The organism is Massilia oculi, from assembly GCF_017582745.1.
GTDB classification, from domain to species: Bacteria; Pseudomonadota; Gammaproteobacteria; order Burkholderiales; family Burkholderiaceae_D; genus Telluria; species Telluria oculi_A.
In genome coordinates, this window is the sequence record NZ_JAFVIM010000026.1 from 1 (window position 1) to 20,800 (window position 20,800).

Below are 20,800 nucleotides of genomic sequence, written 5' to 3' on the forward strand. Positions count from 1 at the left end.
TGCCGCCATCCTCAATCGCTTCACGCGCTTGGGCACGCCCACGACCGTAGCGGTGACCATGCCGTAAATCCGTCTGGGGTTTGGGGTACTACGCGCTCAATTGATTTATGCAACAAAGCCCTCGGATGAGTAAGTTATTTACAACAGGCGGGATCTGTGGCTTCACCTGCTATGCGGGACGCGTAGCCAGTTGGAGCGGCAGCCGGAGGGAAGCAAGACTTGTAACCGTTACGATATAAAAGGATGCATGCCACCCCAGATTGGCGCTGCGGGTGGGAACGGCGGTCGTGAGCCGCCGCGCCTCGGGGCCATCCTTTGGCGCAAGCCGGCGTGACTAGAATATCTCAGGCACGATGATCTCCGGCGGCACCGGCCGCCGCACATAATCGTCGTGATATTCGCGTTCGGGCAATTCAATTGCCGGACGCTCGACTTCGACATAGGGCATCTGCTGCAGCAGGTGATGGATGCAGTTCAGGCGCGCACGCTTCTTGTCGACCCCTTGCACCACCCACCAGCGCGCCTCGGGAATATGGGTCCGCTCGAGCATGATTTCCTTAGCCCGCGTGTATTCTTCCCAGCGCCGACGCGATTCCAGGTCCATTGGGCTGAGCTTCCACTGCTTGAGCGGATCGTGGATGCGACTCAGGAAGCGCGCATTCTGTTCCTCGTCCGAGATCGAGAACCAGTACTTGATCAGCTGGATGCCGGAGCGCACCAGCATGCGTTCGAATTCCGGCACCGTCTGGAAGAACTCCTCGTACTGGGCATCGGTGCAGAAGCCCATCACGTGCTCGACCCCGGCGCGGTTGTACCAGCTGCGGTCGAACAGGACGATCTCGCCCGCCGCCGGCAGGTGCGAGACGTAGCGTTGGAAATACCACTGGGTGCGCTCGCGGTCGTTCGGCGCCGGCAGCGCCGCCACCCGGCACACGCGTGGATTGAGGCGCTGGGCGATGCGCTTGATGACGCCGCCCTTGCCGGCGGCGTCGCGGCCTTCGAACAGGATCACGACCTTGTGGCCGGTGTGTACGACCCAGTCCTGCAGCTTGACCAGCTCGGCCTGCAGGCGGAACAGCTCATGGAAATACTGGCGACGGGCTTCCTTCTCCTGCTCGCTGCGGGTAGGCGGGGGCAGCAGCGTCTCGGGATCGAGGTCACGGTCGTCGAGTTCCATTTCGAGCTCTTCGTCATAGCTGTCGGTGAGGTCGCGCTGCACGCGGTGGGTGAGGTCGGTAGTGTGGGCGGTAGACATGGAGGCATCCTCATGGAACAAGAAAATTCGCCCGGTGCGGCGTCGGCCGATGAGCGGCCGTTCACGAGAAACCACACCGGGCGGCCGCCCCAGTCTAGCGCCGCGGTGTGTCACCCATATGACAAGGCGCAGTGTTCAAGGTGCCATCCGCGCCGTCGCCAGTTGCACGATATCGGCCTCGTCGGCGTTGCCGGTGACCGCCACGTGGAAGTGGCCGCCGCCCGGCGCCACCCGCACGACGACGTGGCCGTCGTGGCTGCGCAGGCGCCGCGTCAGGCGGCCGTTGGCCAGCAGGTTTTCGCGCATCACGGAGGTGGCGAACACGTCGCGCGGCCCCGGATAGTGGCGCTCGCTGAACATGCGCTCGAGCTGCAACATGTCGGGGTGGGCGATATGCCAGGACTGGATCACCCACACCCGTGGCCGCAGGGTGCGCACGATGTCGCCGTCCAGGCCGTCGAACATGCCGTGGTGGTCGGCGGTGGCCACGGTGACGGGGCCGGCCGCGCGCGCCGCCGGTCCCAGTACGTCCTGCCATGGCAGCGCGCCGTCGGCGGTGTAGCTGGTCAGGTCGCCGCCCGTGAAGTAGCTGAACGGGCCGTAGCCGATGCGCAGCGCCGCCGAGCACTGGTTTTCATTGGGCCAGTCGGCGCGCGGCAGGCTCGCGAGGTCCGGGAACAGCGAACGGGTCGATTCGCCCTGGCCGCTCCAGACCACGCCATTGGCGGCGACCGTGCGGATGTCCCAGCCCGTTCCGCCCGGACGATGGCCGCGCGGCGCGACCTGGCTGGCGCTGCCGACCCGGAAGCGCTCGACCGCCAACCCGGCCGCGCGCCGCGCCGCGACCCATGCGCGGTAGCTGGCGGCGAACGGCGCATCCACGTGTTGCGGATAGGCGTAGTCGGGGAAGCCGCGGTCGATCACGGTGCGCACCGGGAGCTGTGCTGAGACGTCGGCAACGCCGTCCGTGTGGTCCGGGTGCACGTGGGTCGCCATCAGGTAATCGATGCCGTCCAGTCCGGCCCGGCGCAGGTGGCGCGCCGCATAGCGGCCGATCCACTCCCCGGGACGGCGGCTGGCGTCGGGACGCGGCGCCATCGAGACGTCGAGCGCGTTCAGCGAGGCGCCGGCATCGATCAGCAAGCTGGTCCCGTCCGGCAGCAGGACGAAGGTCGCGTTGCCGCGGCCGGTGGCGATATGGTGGATGTCCAGCCAGCCGGGCTGCCAGGGCGCCAGGCGCTCGCCGGGCCGGTCGGGAACCTCGCTCGCGCCGGCCAGTGCCGGCGAAGGCCAATGCCAGGCCGGGCCGGCCAGCAGTGCCGCCAGCAGCGCGCGGCGTTGGATCGATGGGGCGGCCATCAGAAGCGTCCCGTCAGGCTCAGGCCAAAGGTGCGCGGCTCGCCGGCATAGCGCGCGCGCACCACCTGCGTCGAACGTGTCAGCAGGTACTCGGTATCGTTCGCATTCTTGACCCAGGCCAGCAGGCGCCAGCTGCGGTCGGGCGACTCGACGCCGGCCGACAGGTTGGCCAGGCCGAAGCCCGGCAGCTGCAGGTTGGGGTCGTTGGCGGCGCCCGTGTTGTAGCTGTCCTTCCACGCGTAGCTGGCGGCGCCGACCAGGTAGCCGAACGAGACCGGATAACTGAAATTGGCGGCCAGGCCGGCCTGGCGCCGCGGCGAATTCGACAGCGGGTTGCCGCTGTTGTTCACGGTGCCGACCACGAACCGGTCATAGCGCCCGTCGAGGTAGCCGAAGCTGGCCGACAGGTCGAGCCAGGTCGCCGCCTTCCAGGCCAGTTCGACTTCGGCGCCGTCGACGCTGGCCTTGCCGGCATTGACGATGGAGAGGATGCCGGTCAGGGTGTTGTTGACGAATTCCTGCTTGTCGCGGTACTTCATGCGGAACAGGGCGGCGTTCAGGCGCACCCGGTTCTGCAGCCATTGCGACTTGAGCCCGAGTTCGGTATTGGTCACGGTTTCCGGGTCGAAGGGCATGCTGAAGGCCGCGACGCTGGTGGCATCGGCGTTGTAGCCGCCGCTGGTGAAGCCGCGGCTGGCGCTCAGGTAGGCCATCAGGCCGCTGCGGGGCGTCCAGCTCAGCACCGCGCGCGGGGTGGTCTCGGTCCAGCTGTGGGCCAGCCCGTCGACGCGCCAGCCGCTCGCGGGCCGCACCAGGTCGCTGCGCACGAGGCTGACGCGCTTGCGGTCGCGCGTAGTGCGCGCGCCGACGGTCAGGTCGAGCGTGTCGGTCAGGTGCAGCGTGCCGTCGGCGAACACGGCGGCGCTGCGGCTGTCGACCGACTGTTCGGCCAGTGTCGAACTGGCCAGCAGGCCCGTGCCGGCGGCCAGGCCGCGCACGCCGAGCTGGCGGTCGCCATTCTCGTCGGCGAAATAAAGGCCCGCCACGAAGTCGCCGCGCGCCCATTTGGGACTGGCGTAGCGTAGCTCTTGCGAGAAGGTCGTGATCTGGTCGGCGTCGCGGGTGATGCTCTGGCTGCCGCCGGTCAGCAGCGAATAATGGGCGCCGACGCCGGCATAATCCTCGCCCGACTGCGACTTGCGCCAGGCGCTGATCGAGGTGATCTCGCCCGCGTCCAGGCGCCACACCAGCTTGGCGGACAGGCCGGCGATAATGCGCGCAAAGCGCTGCTCGACCCCGACTTCGGAGGTGCGCACGTCGCCGTCATTGCCCAGCGTGTCGGACGACAGCGTGCGCCCGCCATTGCGGTCGTCGCCATAGTCGGCGCTGAAGGTGGCGTCGAAGCCGCTGCCCGCGCGTACATAGGCCTGGGCGCGGAAGTTCTGGCTGTCGATGTCGTCCTGTTCGCGTCCCGTCAGGCGGTCGCGCCCGAGGCCGTCGCGCTTGCGCAGCGAGGTCGAGATCTTGAAGGCGGCATTGTCGGACAGCGGGACGTTGAGCACGCCCTTGGCCTGGCGTTCGCCATGATTGCCGGCGCTGAGTTCTGCTTCGGCCGCGAACTGCGCCGGATCGGGCTGGCGGGTGGTGATCACGATCGCGCCGCCGGTCACGTTGCGGCCGAACAGCGTGCCTTGCGGGCCCTTGAGCACGGCGATCGATTCGAGGTCGAACAGTTCGAAGCTGGCCGCGCTGTTGCGTGGGATGAAGACGTCGTCGACCACGATGCCCACCGGTTTGTTGACGCCGATCTGGTTGAAGGTGTTGCTGATGCCGCGGATCGCAATCGTCGGATTGGCCTGGCTGAAGCTCGACACCAGCAGGCCCGGGGTCAGACGCGCCAGGTCTTGCAGGCCCTGGACGCGGTGCACGTCCAGGGTCTTGGCCGACAGCGCGGTCATGGCGATCGGCACCGCCTGCGCCGATTGCGTGCGCTTCTGGGCGGTGACGGTCACCGTGGTCAGTTCACTGTCGGCCGCTTTGGTGGCGGCGGCGCCGTCGTCCTGGCCGGAACGAAAGACGAGGATGGCGTTGCTGCCATCCTTGCGCGTCGCCATGCCGGTGCCGGCCAGCAGCGCAGCCAGCGCCTGCGCCGGATCCAGGCTGCCCTGGACGCCGGGGCTCGTGCGCCCCTGGACGTCGTCGGCGCGGTATAGCAGCTGCACCCCGCTCTGGGCCGCATAGCGGTCGAGCGCGGTCTTGAGATCGCCGGCCGGGATCTGCAGCGGCATCGTCTGGGCCTGGACTGCGCCGCAGAACATGGCGGCGCACAGCGCGCCGATCAGGGTGGTGAGGGTAGGTTGGGCCATCGTCGTCGTTCCTGGTGTGAGAGGAGCCATGCGGCTCGATTGTGTGCTGCTTCCCTCAATGACGACTGGTTGCAAAAAATCCGGTATGTCAGCCGCAAAAACATCAGCGGCTTATCACGACATCCTTGCCGCGCCGTTCGGTGCGCAAGCCGAAACCCTGTTCGAGCAGGCGCAGGAAACCGTCGATATTGGTCGGCGCGAAGCTGCCGCCCAGGACGATGCCGGCGACTTCCGGGCCATCGACGACGATCTTGCGCGCGTTGTAGCGATTGAACTCGAGGACCGCCTCGCCCAGGGGCGTCCGGTCGAACACGATCCGGCCTTCGCGCCAGGCCAGCTGGCGCTCGGTATGCGCGGCGTCGTGGACGCTGCGCGCGATGGCGCCGGCGTGCGCCAGCGCTTCCTCGTCGGGCGCGAGTTCGATCGTGGCGGCGCCGTCGCTGACCCGCACCCGGCCCTGGGCTACCAGCACGCGGGTGCCGCCTTCCTCGCGGCGCACCGTGAAGCGGGTGCCCAGCACCGTGATGCGGCTGGCGCCGGCCTCGATGACGAAGGGGTGTTGCGGATCGTGGGCGACGTCGAAATAGGCCTCGCCGCTGTCGAGCCAGACGGTACGCACATCGTCTTGCGAGGAACGCAGCCGGGTGTCGGTATTGAGCGTGACGCGTGAGCCGTCGGCCAGCGCGACCAGGCGGCTCTCGCCGACCGCCGTCGCATAGCGCTGGACGCCGTGGTCGTTCCTCATCGATGCCAGCTGGGCGCCGAGGGCGCAGGCCAGCGCGACGCCGGCGGCGATACGCCAGGGCGAAAAGCGCGCCAATGCGGGCCTGGCCGCAGGCGCCCGCTCGCGGCCGTGCAGGGCATCCGCTTCACTCCAGGCTGCGCGCAGGCGCAGCCAGGCCACCCGGTGGCGGGTGTCCGCCGCCAGCCAGGCATCGAGCTCGGCTTGCCGCGCGGCGTCCCATTCCGGCCCATCCTGGCGCGCCAGCCAGGCGGCCGCCTCTTGCTCGACCGTCGCGGCCTTCCTGTTCGTGTCAGTCATCCGTGCCTCTCTTGCGCAGCTTGCGCTCCAGCTTCGCGATGCCGGCGCCGATGCCGCGCGCGAACAGCGCGTCGGCCAGCGCGCGCATGCCGTTCGCGATCTGCCTTTCCACCGTATCCTCGGTGATCCCCATCTCTTGCGCCACCTCGCGCTGCGACAGGCCGTCCACCTTGCGCCGCACTACCACCTCGCGGCAGCGCGGCGGCAGCGCCTCGATCGCCTCGACCAGTACTTCCAGTTCGGCGCGCCCGCTGGCATGGCGTTCCGGCGTCAGTTCGTCGGTCGCCATGTCGTCGAGTTCGGCGAAGGCCTCGATCGACACCACCTGGCTCTTGCGGGCGCGGTCGATCAGCAGGTTGCGCGCCGTGGCCAGCACGAAGGCCGCCGGACGCTCCGGATAGCCGCCCCACGCCGCCTCGTACACGCGCGCGTAGACCTCCTGGCGCAGGTCCGGCCATTCGGACGCATCCCGCCAGTTCCGGCGCAGGTAGCGCATCAGCGCGCCCTCGACGGGAAGTATCTCGTGGATGAACCACTCGTCCAGATCATTGAGCATGTGTTACATGGGTAGACGAATAGTCCTGGAAAATCCGGTATCGGATCGCAAAAAAGATGCTGCGCCGATAGTCTAACCCCAGTATATGACGCCTCGATGAAGCATGGACGGCGGCTGGCGCGATTCAGCGCTCCTGGCCTTGCGCATTATTCCGGATCAGCCCCGGCGCCGCATACAGCCCCTCGGTGACCTGGATCGCCAGCCGCTCGGCATCGCGCCGGCGCACGGTGTCCATCACCGCGGCGCGCACGCGGGCGTCGGGCTCGATCAGTTCGAGCGTCTTGCCGGCCAGGGTCAGCGCCGATTCGAAGGTCTCGCGCACCTGCCAGTCCACCCCACGCCGGATCAGCTCGAGCGCGTGCTCGCGGTCGAAGGCGCGCGCCAGCACCGGGGTGTGCGGGAATTCGGCCCTGGCGATCTCCACGATTCTGAGGCAGGCCTGGCGGTCGTCGATGGCCACCACGATCAGCCGCGCCTCCATGGCGCCGGCCGCCTGCAGGATGTCGAGCCGGGTGCCGTCGCCGTAATGGACCTTGAAGCCGAGCGGCTCCAGGTCGAAGATCGCCTGGGTGCTGGTTTCGATGATCGACAGCGAGTAGCCGTTCTCGAGCAGCGGCTGGCTGGCGATCTGGCCGAAACGGCCGAAGCCGATCAGCAGCACGTTGGCCGACAGGTCCGCGGGCGGCGTCACCGCTGCCTTCGATGGCGCCCACTTCGGCATGAAGGCGTCGTACAGCATGATCAGGAACGGCGTCAGGATCATCGAGACGATGACGGCGGTGCTGAGGATGGCGTTCTGGCGGGCGTCGAGGATGCCGGCGGCGGTGGCGGCCGCATACAGCACGAAAGCGAACTCGCCACCCTGGGCCATCAGCACGGCGCGGCCGACCGCCTCGCGGTTGTCGAGGTCGAACATGCGGGCGACGCCATAGATGACCGCCATCTTGAGCAGCATGTAGCCGGCCACGGCCAGCGCCACCTGTTGCCAGCCGCTGGCGATCACGCCCAGGTCGAGCGCCATGCCGACGCCCAGGAAGAACAGGCCGAGCAGGATGCCGCGAAACGGCTCGATGTCGGCTTCCAGCTGGTGACGGAAGGTCGATTCCGACAGCAGTACCCCGGCCAGGAAAGCGCCCATGGCCATCGACAGGCCGCCCAGCTGCATGGCAATAGGCCGCGCCCAGCAGGGCCAGCAGGGCCAGCAGGGCGGCGGGCCTGGCGTTGCCCAGGGCGATGTCGATCGAACCCAGCGGAGCGCCATCCATGCGCTGGAACGCCTTCAGGTGACAGCCACCGTCGATTACCGCGATCAGGCGGGCTACGCTCAAGGCCTGGGTCCTCGACTGCTCCGCCTCGATCATCGCTTGATCGTGCCGGCTAGTGATAAGCATGTGCACCTGCTATCAAAGACGTGAGCAAATGCGCTCAACGTCCTCTTCCTGCCCTGAACCGTCTTGCTGACCGAGCTCATACCTGACAGGCGTTACTTTCCCGCCTCCCGCCGGCAAACTGCAGGCGGCAGTGCCTGACGTTGCCGTCAGACTCGCCACGGGTAGCGCCTATCGCGCCTCGAGGGCACCGGGGGCGAGCCGTATTTCGCGTGGCATCGTGCAGCAAGCCAGTACGGCGAACATTCATGCTGCCCATCACAATCGCTTGGTTTTCGCTGAATGGATGAGTACTTCAATCGTGTTCAGTCGCACCAGCTTACCTAGTATCAGACACCGAAACTGCGACTAGAGTTCCGCTCCTTCGTCGAACGTCATGGATCGGCTGTCGGCGGCTGCCACCAACGGCAGGTAACGAGGTATGGCCAAGGATGGGGTATCGTCTGGTGGCCTGCGGCAGCTGCCAGCGCCTGATGCGATTATCTTTAAAACATGGTCTGTGGAGCGGTAAGTTATTGCCAAGCTTTGGTATTTACTTGCCATCAGTGGGAGGCAGTCATGCATGCTTCGCCCGTGCCGGGTAACCGGCTGCTGGCCACCCCGGTCGCGTCCAGCCAGGGCCGCCCCTGGAGCGGCGTCGGCATCAGCGTCTACGAGTGGACAGCGGCGGGGAGCGTCGGCTCGGGCGTGCTCGACCAGGACGTGATCGGGATGCGCATCTCGGGCGCGGTGCGCCTGACCCAGGTGCGCGATGGCAAGACCCATAGCGCCATGATCGGCCCCGGCAATATCGGCATCCATCCGCGCGGCATGCCGTCCGAATGGGCCTGGGACGGACCCGGCGCGATCATGCTGATGCGGGTGCCACCGGCGCTGCTGCAGCAGGCGGCCGAGACGACGCTGCGGGGCGCGCTGCCGCGCACTGAGCTGGTCAACTGTTTTTCGGCGCGCGACCCGTTCGTGGAACGCATCGTGGCGCTGTTCCTGGCCGAGATCGAGCGCGCGCCGCATCCGGCCCAGGCTTATGTGAGCCAGGCCTTGTCGAGCGCGCTGGCGCTGCACCTGGTGCACCGCTTCAACTGCCAGCTGGCGCCGTTGGCGCCGGCGCCGCGCGGCCTGAATCCGCGCAGCCTGCAGCGGGTGAAGGACTTCATCGACGCCCACCTGGGCGAAGAGATCGACCTGCAGATGCTGGCGAACGTCGCCAATGTCAGCCGCTTTCATTTCGCACGGCTGTTCCGGCGCAGCACCGGCGCCAGCGCCATCGCCTGGCTGGAGCAGGCGCGCATGCGGCGCGCCCAGGAGCTGATCCGGCAGGGCCGGCTGCCTTTGGCGCAGGTGGCGGCGCTGGTGGGCTACGCCGACCAGAGCTATTTCACGCGGCGCTTCCGGCTGGCGGTGGGAGTGACGCCGGCCCGCTATGCGCGCTTGTGCGCGGCGGGGCGGGGCTAGGCGAACGCATGCTATACTGACGCCGTTCCGACTCTCGCTGCGTATATGAGACGATTTTTCGTCATCTGCCTGACCCTGTTGCTCCCCCTGAACATGTTTGCCCTGGCCATGGCCGCATCCGCGATGCAGCCGGCCGGCGCGACGGAACACGTCACACCTTCCGCAGTCCTCATCCACACGGCAGCCCTCGAAACCGATGCGGCCGTCCCCCTGTTCGCCGATGCCTACCTGCCTGGCCCCTACGATTGCCAGGCCGGCTGCGACATCGATCCCGATGAGCCGCCAGCCGGCGCCGACGTCCACGATTCCGTCTATGAAGACCTCGGCCTGCAAGTGGGCGGCTCGCCGGGAGGCGCGATCGCGCCTCCGGCGCCGCCACGCGCCAATCACTCCTCGTTTCCACCGCTAAAACCCCCGCGCATGGCCTGAGGGCCTGCTTCGCCGCATGCGCGGCGCCCCTGGCCGATCTCGATCCCTGCATTGCGGCGCGCGTCACCCGACTGCGCCGACATGCCCGCGATCGCGGCCGCGACACACTTTTAGCAAAATAACGAGGTACACCAATGGAATGGCTATTCGACCCGGCAATCTGGGCGGGTCTGCTCACACTCGTTGTCCTGGAAATCGTCCTGGGCATCGACAACCTGATCTTCATCGCGATCCTGGCCGACAAGCTGCCGCCGCACCAGCGCGACAAGGCGCGCCTGATCGGCCTGACCCTGGCCATGCTGATGCGCCTGGGCCTGTTGACCATCGTGTCCTGGCTGGTGACGCTCACCACGCCGCTGTTCGCGCTGGGGCCGTGGTCGCCCTCCGGGCGCGACCTGATCCTGCTGCTGGGCGGCGTGTTCCTGCTGTTCAAGGCCACCGTCGAACTGCACGAACGCCTGGAAGGCGTCACCCACGTCCACACCCAGTCGAAGGTGTATGCCAGCTTCGGCGCCGTGATCGTGCAGATCGTGGTGCTCGATGCCGTGTTCTCGCTCGACGCCGTGATCACCGCGGTCGGCATGGTCGACGAACTGGGCGTCATGATGGCGGCCGTGATCATCTCGATCGGCGTCATGATCCTGGCGTCCAAGCCGCTGACCCGCTTCGTCAACGCGCACCCGACCGTGGTCGTGCTGTGCCTCTCGTTCCTGCTGATGATCGGCCTGTCGCTGGTGGCCGAGGGCCTGGGCTTCCACATCCCGAAAGGCTATCTGTACGCGGCGATCGGCTTCTCGATCCTGATCGAGGCCCTGAACCAGTTCGCGCGCCGTAACTTCCTGAAGAACGAGGCGCGCCTGCCGCTGCGCGACCGCACCGCCGACACCGTGCTGCGCCTGATGGGCGGCAAGCGGCGCCAGGATGCCGAGCCGGACGCCCAGGACGAGCAACCTGGCGAAGCGCAGGCCTTCGGCGTCGAGGAACGCAATATGGTCAGCGGCGTGCTGACCCTGGCCGACCGCTCGATCCGCTCGATCATGACGCCGCGCTCCGAGATGTCCTGGGTTAACCTCGACGACGAGGCGGACGAGATCCTGCGCCAGCTGCAGGAGTCGCCGCACAGCCGGATGCCGGTCGGCCGCGGCCAGCTCGACAACCTGGTCGGCATCGCCCGCACCAAGGACCTGATCAGCCAGCTGGTGCTGCAGGCGCGCATCGACGACACCGCCGTCGACGGCACCGGGCCGATTCGGAAGCCGATCCTGCTGCCCGATACCGCCGGCGTGCTCAAGGCCATGGACACGCTCAAGCGCGCCCACGGCCAGCTGGTGCTGGTGACCGACGAATTCGGCATCGTCCAGGGCCTCTTGACCCCGGTCGACATCCTGGAGGCGATCGCCGGTGAGTTCCCCGACGAGGACGAGCAGCTGGCGATCCAGCCGAAGGGTCCGGGCGAGTGGGAAGTCATCGGCACCGCCGACCTGCACCAGCTGGAACAGGTGCTGGAAACCGGGGGGCTGGTGAGCAGCGACGACGACTACACCTCGCTGGCCGGCTTCCTGCTGGCGCGCTTCGAGAGCTTGCCGGAGCCCGGCCAGGAGATCGAGATCGACGGCCTGCGCTACCGCATCCTGAGCGTGGAGGAGCGCCGCATCGCCAGGGTGCTGGTCCAGCGCATCGTGGCCGACGATACCGAACAGGCCGCCTGACCTTATTTTTTCACCGCAACCGTACCAAGAAGGACATCATGAAACGTACTCTTTTGTTTATCGCGACCAACCTGGGCATCATGCTGGTGCTGGGCATCACCGCCAGCCTGCTGGGCGTGAACCGCTTCCTCACCTCGAACGGCCTGGATCTCACCAGGCTGCTGATGTTCGCCGGCCTGATGGGCTTCGGCGGCGCCTTCATCTCGCTGCTGCTGTCGAAACCGATCGCCAAGTGGTCGACCAAGGCCCGCGTCATCGAGCAGCCGTCCAATTCGACCGAACAGTGGCTGCTGAACACGGTGGCGGCCCAGGCTCAGCGCGCCGGCATCGGCATGCCCGAAGTGGCGATCTACGAGGGCGAGCCTAACGCCTTCGCGACCGGCGCCACCAGGAATTCGTCGCTGGTCGCGGTATCGACCGGCCTGCTGCAATCGATGACCGAGCAGGAAGTCGAGGCCGTGCTGGCCCACGAGGTGGCCCACATCGCCAACGGCGACATGGTGACGCTGACCCTGATCCAGGGCGTGGTCAACACCTTCGTGATCTTCCTGGCGCGCATCGTCGGCTACTTCGTGGACGGCATGCTGCGCAAGAATGACGAGGAAAACACCGGTCCCGGCATCGGCTACATGGTCACCGTGATCGTGTGCGAGATCGTGTTCGGCATCCTGGCCAGCATCATCGTGGCCTGGTTCTCGCGCCAGCGCGAGTTCCGCGCCGACCGCGGCGCCGCCAGCATCATGGGCCAGCCGCAGCCGATGATCGCGGCCCTGCGTCGCCTGGGCGGCATGGCCGAAGGCGAGCTGCCGAAGAACATGAGCGCATTCGGCATCTCGGGCAAGGGCGGCGCGATGGCGCTGTTCTCGAGCCATCCGCCGATCGAAGAGCGGATCGCGGCCCTGCAGGCGCGCTGAGCGCGCACTCGCCGAGGGCTACGGGCAGGGGCAGGGCGAGTCGCCAGGCTGGTAGCCGAACGATTCCACCGGCACGATCGTGGTCGCCCGGTGCAGCGGCACGCCCATGTCGACGAACGGCAGAATCATGCGCGAGCGCACCCGCGGGCACTCGCCATCGCCGTCGTCCGTGGCGCCGCAGACGCGGACCTGGACGAAGCGGATGCAGTCGGCCGCGTTCGGGTTGCCCATGCAGATCTGGCGGTTGCGCGCGGCGGAATTCGGGATCGAGCCCGGGGCGACCGGCGCCAGGCTCAGTGCACCATCGTCGGGATCGCGGGTCAGGGCCAGGTAGTCGATGCGCAGGTGGGCGTCCGATACCGGCGGCGCCAGCGGCAGTTCGCCGGGGCCGCTGCGAAACAGCGCGGCATACTTGAGCCGGGCGATCCCGGCACCGTCGGTCGGGTACACGTGGGCCGCGCTCGCGGCGGCGCGGCGCGTCACTTCCTGCAGCGTGCCGTAGACGTACAGCATGCGCGCCACTTCCATGATGCCGAACAGGATCAGGACGAACAGCGACGCCAGCAGCGCAAATTCGACGGCGGCGACGCCGCGTTGCCGCCGCAGCCTGGGCATCTCATTTGCCGACATAGGGCGTCACCACGGTCACGTCGATCGGCAGGCCGTACTGGCCGAGGTGGGTGTTGAAGATCGGGTCTCGCATATAGAAGACCAGCGTGACCCTGATGTTGCGCGGTACGGTGCCGGCCCGGATCCCACAGGCGTTGGTATCGCATCCGACTTCCGGATCCAGGATGTCTTCTCCGGGAGCAAGGTCGGCCAGCTCTCTGTGGACGATCTCGATCGCCACTGCGCTGGCCTGGGTGGCCAGGGTGCGCGAGCGCATTTCGACGACCGGCACGGTGGCCATGTAGCGCGCCGCATCCTGGGCCGCCTTGTGCGCCACCGTGTAGTGCCACATGAAGCGTGCGCACAGGACCAGCGGCGCCAGGGCGATGGCCAGGCATGGCGCCAGGATGGCGAACTCGACGGCCGCCGAGCCGCGCTGCCGTTGCCCGAGCGCGGATCGGCGGAAGGAAAATCTCGGGTTCATGGATAAAGCTCCACTGAGGCAGGAATCGATTGCTCGGCCGCGATGCCGGCGAACTCGGCAATCAGGGTGTCGCTGGTGGCGGGCACCGTCATGAAGAATTTCCCCACGGCGAGGACGGTGGCGGTGACGTTGTTGCCGGACGGAGCCTCGGTCGCGCACGAAAGCAGCGGCACATACAGCACCCGGCGCAGCTGCGTCGCATACTCGCGGCGGGCTTGCGCGGGCGAGAGGAGCGTGGGTGGATCCATGATGTTTTCGGGATTGTAGGGGCTGCTCTGGCCACTGCCCGGATAGTTGACCGCGGCGATGTCGGCGCGGTACAGCTTGGGCCAGTCGGCGGTGCTGAACGGCGTGTAGCCGCCGGACGGCTCGGGCGTGCCCGCGCTGTAGGACGAGTACCGGACCGCCTTGGCGTACGACCACAGCGGCCCGAAGGAGCCGGCATTGACGCCGGAGCGCGTGCTGCCGGGCGGCGGGATGTCGGCCACCGTCTCGAGCCGGTCGCGTTCGGTGGTGGTCATGGCGGCGGGAAGCCCGGTGGCGGGCGACATCCACGGGGCGCCCCCCGCCGTCTCGTAGGTGTAGGCGCGGATATTGTAGTCGGGCGGCGCGCCGGCGGGGAAGCACAGGTTCTGGCCGAAGTCGTCGAAGCGCGAGTTGAGCTGGGTGGCCAGCCCTGCGAGGGGCGCCGCCGGCGCCATCGAAGAGACCCGGATCGCATCGCCGGTCAGGCGCGGCATCCACAGGTTGGCGGCGCACACGAAGGGGCCCAGGATGCCCGTGTTGAACGAGGTGCTGGGCATGCCCGGCGGGACGACCGGATTGATCACGTAGCGCGCCGCCTCGGTGCCGCGTGGGTTGAGCTGCATCAGGACGTAGCTGACGCCACGCCGGAAGCCGTACTCGATCAGTTCGTGATTGGTCAGGCCGGTATTGACGCGCGCGCTGGCCGCGGTTTCCGACATCGCGCAGACGGCGAGCGGCACGGCCTGGATGCCGGATCGGCCGGCGATCGCGACGTCGGCCACGTCGATCGTGGCCAGGCTGCTCGAGAGCACGCGCATGAAAATGGTGCTGATGGAGGCATCCACGGCGTCGAGCGCGGAGGTGTCCACCTTAGCATAGAAATAGCCGGCGGCATTGGCGACGCCGCCCGCGCCCACCCAGGCGCCGCCGCGCGCCGGCGTGGTGCCGAAGCTGAGCGCTGCGTCATCCCATTCGATCGTGTTGCCGTAGCGGTAGGTGAAGCGCTGGGCGGCTTCGCGCGCGCGGGTTTTGGCGGCCGTGATGCCGCTGCTCTTGCCGTTGAGTTCCTTGGCCGCGGCCAGCGCGGCGGCCTTGGCCATGCCGCTCAGCTCGACCTTGCGGTTGTAGACCATGCCCATATCCATCGCCAGGCCCGCAAAGGCCACCAGCAGCACCAGCAACGGCACGAACATGATGGCGAAGGCGCCGTCCTGGGCTGCCGGTCCAGGCGGGCTTTGCCACGGCGGATGTCGACCCGATACCATTGCTTTTCCTTATCGATTCCTGGCAGCGTCGCAGGAGCAAATCGAACCTGGATCGATTCTATCGAGGAGGGATCAGGGCCTATTGATCTTCAACAGTTGATCGGAGACAGTGGACGCCGCGGGTGCGGCGATGCCCGGCACGCCGGCCCGGATCGCCTGCGAAAAGTCGTGCGCGTCGGCATCGGATGCGATTGCGCGCGCATTGATGTGGCCCCGATCGCGCAAGACCGCGTAGGGAAGTCTCGAGGTGAGCGCGCCCTGGTCGTAGGCGTATTCGGCGAAGTGCCCGGACGCCAGCAGCCGGTAGTCGAGCGGCAGCGCGGGATCGATCTGGCGCGCCAGTTCGAACAGGATCGTGGTGCAGTTGCTGGTCAGGGTATTGTAGAACTCGGGCTGGCGCCGCAGCCGCTCGGCGCGCGCCAGGTAGTCGAGCAGCACCGAACGCAGCTGCGCGGGTGTCGCCCGCAGCCGGTACAGATAGACTTGCTCGCCGCGCACATTGCTGCGGGTGCGGATCAGGTCGCGCTCGTCGGACGCGACGATCACCTGCTCGAACTTGCGGAAGAACCCGCCGATGGCGGAAAACTCCTCGTCCCGCTCCTTGCGGATCTCGAGCGAGAACACCAGTCTTTGGCCGTCGCTGAAGCCGAACGACACCAGTGTGTGGGCGATGTGCGGCCCCATCCAGTAGGACAGTACGAGGTCGGCCGACTCGAGCCGGGACAGGTCGTAGCGCCGGGTTTCCCAGCGCGGCGTGTAGTCGGTCTCGGTGCGCCACTCGAAGGCGCGCACATTGCGCAGCTCCAGGCGGTCGCCGTCGACCGTTGATTCCAGCAGGCGCGCGACGTCGTCGGCCCAGGGTCGAGCGTGCGACGGCGCCAGCGATTGCCACCACCCCAGCATCGCGAGCGCTGCCAGCGCGCCGGCCAGCAGCAGCCTGCGTTCGTGCCGCCAGCCCGGCGCGCGCGCCAGTACCAGCGCCGCGGCCAGGCCGAGCAGGGCCCAGGCGCCGCCGATGGCCAGCGCAAGCGCCGGCGCCAGCTGGAACCACAGCGCCAGCGCGCCCCACGTCGTCACCGCCACCACCGGCAGCGCCGACAGGCTCCTGGCGATCCGCTTCCAGTTCACTGCGCTTCCTTCCGCGCCGTCTGTTCGGGCAGGAACCAGTTCAGCAGCAGCGCGCACAGGCCGCCGGTGGCGACGCCCGATTCGAGCACGTTGCGTACGGCGGCGGGCATATGGGCCAGGAATTCGGGCACCTGGGACACGCCCAGCCCCAGCGCCAGCGACACCGCGATCACCAGCAGGGCGCGGCGGTCGAGCGTGACGCTGGCCAGGATGTTGATGCCGGCCGCGGCGACGGCGCCGAACATGACCATGGCGGCGCCGCCCAGCACCGGTTCCGGCACCGCCTGGATCACGCCGGCGACGGCAGGGAACAGGCCCAGGATTACCAGGAACAGGGCGATCCACATGCCGACGTGGCGGCTGGCGATGCCGGTCAGCTGGATCACGCCGTTGTTCTGGGCAAAGATCGAGCTGGGGAAGGTGTTGAAGATGCCGGCCAGCAGGGAGTTGGCGCCGTTGACCAGCACCCCGCCCTTGATGCGCTGCATCCACAGCGGTCCTTCGACCGGCTGGCGCGAGACCTTGCTGGTGGCCGTCACGTCGCCGATCGCCTCCAGCGAGGTGACCAGGTAGATCACGATCATCGGGATGAACAGCGACCACGAGAAGCCCAGGCCGAAGTGCAGGGGCGTGGGCACCTGGAACAGCGGCGCCTCGTGCATGCCGGTAAAGTCGAGGCGTCCCATCCAGCCGGCCAGCCCATAGCCAACGGCCAGCGCAATGACGATGGCGGCGCTGCGCATCCAGACCACCGGCACCCGGTTCAGGATCACGATGATGGCCAGCACCACGCCGGAGAGCAGCAGGTTCTCGCCATTGGCGAAGCTTCCATTGGCCATGGCCGCGTAGCCGCCGCCCATGCTGATCAGGCCGACCTTGATCAGGGTGAGGCCGATCATCAGCACCACGATGCCCGTGACCAGCGGCGTGATCAGGCGCTTGACGAAGGGCAGCACGCGCGAGACGCCCATCTCGATGAAGGAGCCGGCCACCACGACGCCGAAGATCGCCGCCATCACCGCTTCCACCGGCGTGCCCTGCTTGACCATCAGGGCGCCGCCGGCGATCAGCGGCCCGACGAAGTTGAAGCTGGTGCCCTGGACGATCAAGAGGCCGGCGCCGAAGGGGCCGAAGCGGCGGCACTGGACGAAGGTGGCGATGCCGGAGACGACCAGCGACATCGAGACGATCAGGTTGGTGTCGCGGCTCGATACGCCCAGCGCCTGGCAGATCAGGAGGCCGGGCGTGACGATGGGGACGATGATGGCCAGCAGGTGCTGCAGCGCGGCCAGCATGCCGAGCAGCGGGGGAGGACGGTCTTCGAGTCCGAGGATCAGTTCCGAGTGAGTCTGCTGGGAGTGCGATGTCGACATGGGGAGCGGCCGGGCAAAGACGCGATTCTACAGCCAGACGGGCCGCGGCAGGCGGCCGGCGTGTAGAATGCCGCCTTTCAGGGAGGGAAGCATGGACACGGCGGGACTGACGATTTCGAGAATCCTGCATGCGGGGTATGTCTTCGAATGCGGGGGCAGCCGTATCGCCTTCGATACCATCTTCGAGAATCCCTTCAGCCGCAACTGCCACGCCTTCCCCGACGTGCGCTTCGACCTGGACGCCATCCGGCGCCAGCGTTTCGACGCCGTCTTCATCTCGCACTTCCACGACGACCACTGCTCGCTCGACAGCCTGGACCTGCTGGAGCGCGCCACGCCGATCTACCTGTATTGCCAGTTCGAGGCGCTGTTCGACATGCTGCGCCAGCTGGGATTCACGAACGTCCAGGCGCTGGCGCTGGATCGGGCAATCGAGGTGGGGCCGTTCACGGTCTTCCCGCGCGAGGCGATGGATATCGACGTCGATTCGATGTTCCAGGTGCGCGCCGCCGGCATGAACGTGCTGAACGTCGTCGACTCCTGGATCGACGACGACACGCTCGCCAAGCTGGTCGCGCAGGGGCCGTGGGACATGGTGCTGTGGCCGTTCCAGACCATGCGCGAGCTCGAGGTGCTGGCGCCGTCGCGCCACGCGGCCGCGCCGCCCGGCCTGCCGCAAGAATGGCTAGACCAGCTGCAGGCACTGGCGCCGCGCTACATCGTGCCGAGCTCCTGCCAGTTCCAGCAGGAGCCGTGGTCCTGGTATAACCGCGCTTTCTTCCCGATCTCGTACGCCCGCTTCGCCCAGGAGGTGGGCGCGGCCCTGCCGCAGGCGCAGGTCGTGCGGCTCGACCCGTCCGTCTCGCGCCGGCTCGATGCCGGCGGGCTGCATCCGGCGCCGCCATTGCCCTGGGTGATCCCGGTCGGCGCGCAGGACGTCGACTATGTCTACGAAGGCAATGCGGCGCCGCCGTCGACGGGCGAGATCGCCCGCCATTTCGCGCCGCTGGCGCCGGAGGAAGAGGTGCGCGTGACGGATTACTGCCTGCGCGGGCTGGCCGAACGCTACGGCGCGACCGAGGCGGGCTCGGACTACTTCGAGCGGCCGCGCATCTGGCGCCTGTCGGTGTTCGACCACGCGGGCGAGGCGCGCGTCTACCGCTACCGCCTCGACGGCGAGCGCGCGGTCCTGCTGGACCCCGATGCCGATGCCGGCCCGCTCGGCTGGACCACCGAGGTGCCGGCCGCCAAGCTGCATGCGGCGCTGGCGCTGGGAGAATCGCTGACCTCGATGTACGTGCGCATCAACGGCGTCGTCTTCGATGCCGGGACCGAGCGCGCGCTGCACGACGCCGAGCTGGTCGACGACCCGCTGATCCGCTGCCTGTTCGGCGACACCTTCGGCGCCTACCAGGCGGCCCAGTTGCGCCGCCTGCTGGCGCGCGCCTACTGATCGCCCGGATCGCCGCTGGCCGCGTTGGACGCGACCCGGGCCAGTGTCTGGCCGTGGGGATTGCTGACGCTGCGCGTGACCAGGATGTCGACCGGTGTCGTCCCCGCGCCGTAATAGGCGTGGTTGCGGCCGTCGTCGACCGAGATCACGGTTCCGTCCAGGTTCAGGCCGCCGTACAGCCCCTTCGAGCGCGTGTATACCACCATGTCGGCATTGAGCGGGGCGCCCGTGCCGGCGCCGACGGGACCGGCGGCGACGCTCACGTCGGCGCCCAGCTTGAAGGTGGTCGACAGCAGTGAATTGAGGCCCTTCTCGGTCATGACCAGGGCCACCATCTCGGACGCCTGGGCGCCGGCCTGCAGCCCGATGGAACCGGCGGCGATGCGGTAGAAGGCCGGGCCGGCCCAGGCATTGTCCTTGCGCGCGATGAGGACCGCCGAACCGCCCGAGCCGCCCACTATGAAGCCGGCCTGCACGATCTCGGGGCTGATCAGGACCGCCCTGGCGTGGCCGACGTGTTCGCGGAACCAGGTCATGTCGGGATCGCGCACGAAGTTGTTCAGGGTGGCCTGGGCGGCGTCGACCCGGGCCTGGGTCTCGTCGCGCGTCGGCTGGCCGGCGCAGGCGGCCAGTCCCAGCGCCGCGCCCAGGATGGCCGGCATCAGCAAGCGTCTCGTGTTGCCTGGTTGTGCCTTCATGGTGACCTCATAGGAAAGTGGATGGGGGCTTTCGATGCAGGCGCCGCTGCGGGCTGTCACAGCCTAACGCCGCCCCTGGCGCCGGCGCTATTGGACTTTCGTCCAACACGGCCATTCCTTGGGACCATGGTCCAATGCCGCCGCGCAGGCGGTGCGGCTAACATCGATGGACGGTCGCCACACTGGTGGCCGGGCGTTGGGTGTGGAGACGATATGGACTTGCTGCACGAACTGGTGGCGCTGGCCCTGCACGCGAGCCTGCTGCTGCTGGCGCTGAGCATCGGCCTGGACATCGCCAGGGGCGATGGCCTGTACGTATTGCGCCGTCCGCGGCTTTTGTCGCGCGCCCTGCTGGCGGTGGTGGTCGTAGTGCCGCTGGTCGCGGCGCTGCTGGTGGCGCTGCTGCCGCTGAAGGAATCGGTCGAGATCGCGATCGTGCTGATGGCGGTATCGCCACTGCCGCCGGTCGCGCTGCCCAGGGAAATCCGGTCCGGAGGCCGCAAGTCGTACGCCTATGGCCTGCTGGTGGCGGTCGGCTTGCTGTCGATCGTGACGGTGCCGGCGGCGGTGGCGATCCTGGCCTGGCTGTTCGACGCCCACGCCGCGGTGGACCCGCTGGCGGTGGCGCAGCTGGTGTTCGTTTCCCTGTTCGTGCCGCTGGGGCTCGGCCTGGGCCTGCGCGCGCTGGCGCCCGGACCGGCCGCCCATGCCGCCCCGATGGTCGGCAATTTCGCTGTCGGGCTGCTGGCGCTGGCCTGCCTGCCGGTGCTGGTGACCGCAACGCCCGAGCTGGTGCGCCTGGTCGGCGACGGCACGGTGCTGGTGATCCTGGCCGTGGTGCTGGCGGGCCTGGTGGCCGGCCACCTGCTGGGAGGGCCGGAACCGCACGACCGGGTCGCGCTGGCGCTGTCGAGCGCGACGCGCCATCCCGGCATCGCGATGCTCGTCGCCAGCGCCAACGCGCTGGGCGACGAGGTCAGGGCGACGGTCCTGCTGTTCGTCATCGTCGGCCTGATGGCGGCCGTCCCCTATCAACTATGGCTGCGGCGACACATGCTGGTGCCGCGCTGAGGA

General features: G+C 68.0%; 18 protein-coding genes and 1 pseudogene. 6 read left to right on the forward strand and 13 right to left on the reverse strand.

Going from position 1 to position 20,800, the window contains the following annotated elements; genetic code table 11:
- Positions 1 to 334: 334 nt before the first annotated feature.
- From ppk2 to J3U95_RS28805, 7 genes and pseudogenes are all read right to left on the reverse strand, one after another.
- Positions 335 to 1,255 carry a polyphosphate kinase 2 gene (gene ppk2, locus J3U95_RS23365; protein WP_208281036.1) on the reverse strand — a complete coding sequence of 307 codons (921 nt, stop codon included), beginning with the start codon at positions 1,253 to 1,255 and terminating at the stop codon, positions 335 to 337.
- Between the two features lie 135 nt (positions 1,256 to 1,390).
- Positions 1,391 to 2,614, reverse strand: coding sequence for a ComEC/Rec2 family competence protein (locus J3U95_RS23370; RefSeq protein ID WP_208281037.1), 1,224 nt, complete (start codon positions 2,612 to 2,614; stop codon positions 1,391 to 1,393).
- Positions 2,614 to 4,980 carry a TonB-dependent receptor gene (locus J3U95_RS23375; protein ID WP_208281038.1) on the reverse strand — a complete coding sequence of 789 codons (2,367 nt, stop codon included), beginning with the start codon at positions 4,978 to 4,980 and terminating at the stop codon, positions 2,614 to 2,616. The genes J3U95_RS23370 and J3U95_RS23375 overlap by 1 nt, the downstream gene beginning before the upstream one ends.
- A gap of 103 nt (positions 4,981 to 5,083) precedes the next feature.
- Positions 5,084 to 6,022, reverse strand: coding sequence for a FecR family protein (locus J3U95_RS23380; protein WP_208281039.1), 939 nt, complete (start codon positions 6,020 to 6,022; stop codon positions 5,084 to 5,086).
- Positions 6,015 to 6,578, reverse strand: coding sequence for an RNA polymerase sigma factor (locus J3U95_RS23385; RefSeq protein WP_208281040.1), 564 nt, complete (start codon positions 6,576 to 6,578; stop codon positions 6,015 to 6,017). Before J3U95_RS23385 ends, J3U95_RS23380 begins: the two co-directional genes overlap by 8 nt.
- Positions 6,579 to 6,702: 124 nt before the next feature.
- Positions 6,703 to 7,743 carry a cation:proton antiporter domain-containing protein gene (locus tag J3U95_RS23390; protein ID WP_208281041.1) on the reverse strand — a complete coding sequence of 347 codons (1,041 nt, stop codon included), beginning with the start codon at positions 7,741 to 7,743 and terminating at the stop codon, positions 6,703 to 6,705.
- Between the two features lie 94 nt (positions 7,744 to 7,837).
- A pseudogene (locus J3U95_RS28805) lies at positions 7,838 to 7,969 on the reverse strand (hypothetical protein); the annotation flags it as partial.
- Between the two features lie 555 nt (positions 7,970 to 8,524).
- Here J3U95_RS28805 and J3U95_RS23400 point away from each other — a divergent pair.
- From J3U95_RS23400 to htpX, 4 genes are all read left to right on the forward strand, one after another.
- Positions 8,525 to 9,418, forward strand: coding sequence for a helix-turn-helix domain-containing protein (locus tag J3U95_RS23400; protein WP_208281042.1), 894 nt, complete (start codon positions 8,525 to 8,527; stop codon positions 9,416 to 9,418).
- 45 nt (positions 9,419 to 9,463) lie between these two features.
- Entirely contained in the window at positions 9,464 to 9,847 is a 384-nt protein-coding gene (locus J3U95_RS23405) for a hypothetical protein (protein ID WP_208281043.1), read from the forward strand.
- Between the two features lie 134 nt (positions 9,848 to 9,981).
- The gene (locus J3U95_RS23410; protein WP_208281044.1) at positions 9,982 to 11,556 is read left to right on the forward strand and encodes a TerC family protein; all 1,575 of its coding nucleotides are present in this window, start codon (positions 9,982 to 9,984) and stop codon (positions 11,554 to 11,556) included.
- Positions 11,557 to 11,594: 38 nt separating this feature from the next.
- On the forward strand, positions 11,595 to 12,470 hold the full coding sequence (gene htpX, locus J3U95_RS23415) for a protease HtpX (RefSeq protein WP_208281045.1): 876 nt from the start codon (positions 11,595 to 11,597) through the stop codon (positions 12,468 to 12,470).
- 18 nt (positions 12,471 to 12,488) lie between these two features.
- Here htpX and J3U95_RS23420 read toward each other — a convergent pair whose 3' ends face one another.
- The 5 genes from J3U95_RS23420 to J3U95_RS23440 form a co-directional block, all read right to left on the reverse strand.
- Positions 12,489 to 13,085: a TadE family protein gene (locus J3U95_RS23420; RefSeq protein WP_208281046.1), complete on the reverse strand. Its 597-nt coding sequence runs from the start codon at positions 13,083 to 13,085 to the stop codon at positions 12,489 to 12,491.
- A 1-nt stretch (position 13,086) separates the two neighbouring features.
- Positions 13,087 to 13,563 carry a TadE/TadG family type IV pilus assembly protein gene (locus tag J3U95_RS23425; RefSeq protein ID WP_208281047.1) on the reverse strand — a complete coding sequence of 159 codons (477 nt, stop codon included), beginning with the start codon at positions 13,561 to 13,563 and terminating at the stop codon, positions 13,087 to 13,089.
- Positions 13,560 to 15,074, reverse strand: coding sequence for a pilus assembly protein TadG-related protein (locus J3U95_RS23430; RefSeq protein ID WP_208281048.1), 1,515 nt, complete (start codon positions 15,072 to 15,074; stop codon positions 13,560 to 13,562). Before J3U95_RS23430 ends, J3U95_RS23425 begins: the two co-directional genes overlap by 4 nt.
- A gap of 72 nt (positions 15,075 to 15,146) precedes the next feature.
- A complete protein-coding gene (locus J3U95_RS23435) occupies positions 15,147 to 16,202 on the reverse strand; it encodes an Lnb N-terminal periplasmic domain-containing protein (RefSeq protein ID WP_208281049.1) in 1,056 nt (351 codons plus the stop codon).
- Positions 16,199 to 17,575 carry a nucleobase:cation symporter-2 family protein gene (locus tag J3U95_RS23440; RefSeq protein WP_208281050.1) on the reverse strand — a complete coding sequence of 459 codons (1,377 nt, stop codon included), beginning with the start codon at positions 17,573 to 17,575 and terminating at the stop codon, positions 16,199 to 16,201. The genes J3U95_RS23435 and J3U95_RS23440 overlap by 4 nt, the downstream gene beginning before the upstream one ends.
- A gap of 91 nt (positions 17,576 to 17,666) precedes the next feature.
- Here J3U95_RS23440 and J3U95_RS23445 point away from each other — a divergent pair, with 91 nt between their 5' ends.
- Entirely contained in the window at positions 17,667 to 19,028 is a 1,362-nt protein-coding gene (locus J3U95_RS23445) for an MBL fold metallo-hydrolase (protein ID WP_208281051.1), read from the forward strand.
- Here the strand turns inward: J3U95_RS23445 and J3U95_RS23450 are convergent.
- Positions 19,022 to 19,726 carry a lipid-binding SYLF domain-containing protein gene (locus J3U95_RS23450; RefSeq protein ID WP_208281052.1) on the reverse strand — a complete coding sequence of 235 codons (705 nt, stop codon included), beginning with the start codon at positions 19,724 to 19,726 and terminating at the stop codon, positions 19,022 to 19,024. The genes J3U95_RS23445 and J3U95_RS23450 overlap by 7 nt on opposite strands.
- A 213-nt stretch (positions 19,727 to 19,939) precedes the next feature.
- Here J3U95_RS23450 and J3U95_RS23455 point away from each other — a divergent pair, with 213 nt between their 5' ends.
- Positions 19,940 to 20,797, forward strand: coding sequence for a hypothetical protein (locus tag J3U95_RS23455; RefSeq protein ID WP_208281053.1), 858 nt, complete (start codon positions 19,940 to 19,942; stop codon positions 20,795 to 20,797).
- Positions 20,798 to 20,800: the final 3 nt, after the last annotated feature.

What these genes read in the sequence shown, in the direction of transcription:
- ppk2 (WP_208281036.1), bottom strand. Translation starts at nt 1,255, where the DNA reads ATGTCTACCGCCCACACTACCGACCTCACCCACCGCGTGCAGCGCGAC.
- J3U95_RS23370 (WP_208281037.1), bottom strand. Translation starts at nt 2,614, where the DNA reads ATGGCCGCCCCATCGATCCAACGCCGCGCGCTGCTGGCGGCACTGCTG.
- J3U95_RS23375 (WP_208281038.1), bottom strand. Translation starts at nt 4,980, where the DNA reads ATGGCCCAACCTACCCTCACCACCCTGATCGGCGCGCTGTGCGCCGCC.
- J3U95_RS23380 (WP_208281039.1), bottom strand. Translation starts at nt 6,022, where the DNA reads ATGACTGACACGAACAGGAAGGCCGCGACGGTCGAGCAAGAGGCGGCC.
- J3U95_RS23385 (WP_208281040.1), bottom strand. Translation starts at nt 6,578, where the DNA reads ATGCTCAATGATCTGGACGAGTGGTTCATCCACGAGATACTTCCCGTC.
- J3U95_RS23390 (WP_208281041.1), bottom strand. Translation starts at nt 7,743, where the DNA reads ATGCAGCTGGGCGGCCTGTCGATGGCCATGGGCGCTTTCCTGGCCGGG.
- J3U95_RS23400 (WP_208281042.1), top strand. Translation starts at nt 8,525, where the DNA reads ATGCATGCTTCGCCCGTGCCGGGTAACCGGCTGCTGGCCACCCCGGTC.
- J3U95_RS23405 (WP_208281043.1), top strand. Translation starts at nt 9,464, where the DNA reads ATGAGACGATTTTTCGTCATCTGCCTGACCCTGTTGCTCCCCCTGAAC.
- J3U95_RS23410 (WP_208281044.1), top strand. Translation starts at nt 9,982, where the DNA reads ATGGAATGGCTATTCGACCCGGCAATCTGGGCGGGTCTGCTCACACTC.
- htpX (WP_208281045.1), top strand. Translation starts at nt 11,595, where the DNA reads ATGAAACGTACTCTTTTGTTTATCGCGACCAACCTGGGCATCATGCTG.
- J3U95_RS23420 (WP_208281046.1), bottom strand. Translation starts at nt 13,085, where the DNA reads ATGCCCAGGCTGCGGCGGCAACGCGGCGTCGCCGCCGTCGAATTTGCG.
- J3U95_RS23425 (WP_208281047.1), bottom strand. Translation starts at nt 13,563, where the DNA reads ATGAACCCGAGATTTTCCTTCCGCCGATCCGCGCTCGGGCAACGGCAG.
- J3U95_RS23430 (WP_208281048.1), bottom strand. Translation starts at nt 15,074, where the DNA reads ATGGTATCGGGTCGACATCCGCCGTGGCAAAGCCCGCCTGGACCGGCA.
- J3U95_RS23440 (WP_208281050.1), bottom strand. Translation starts at nt 17,575, where the DNA reads ATGTCGACATCGCACTCCCAGCAGACTCACTCGGAACTGATCCTCGGA.
- J3U95_RS23445 (WP_208281051.1), top strand. Translation starts at nt 17,667, where the DNA reads ATGGACACGGCGGGACTGACGATTTCGAGAATCCTGCATGCGGGGTAT.
- J3U95_RS23450 (WP_208281052.1), bottom strand. Translation starts at nt 19,726, where the DNA reads ATGAAGGCACAACCAGGCAACACGAGACGCTTGCTGATGCCGGCCATC.
- J3U95_RS23455 (WP_208281053.1), top strand. Translation starts at nt 19,940, where the DNA reads ATGGACTTGCTGCACGAACTGGTGGCGCTGGCCCTGCACGCGAGCCTG.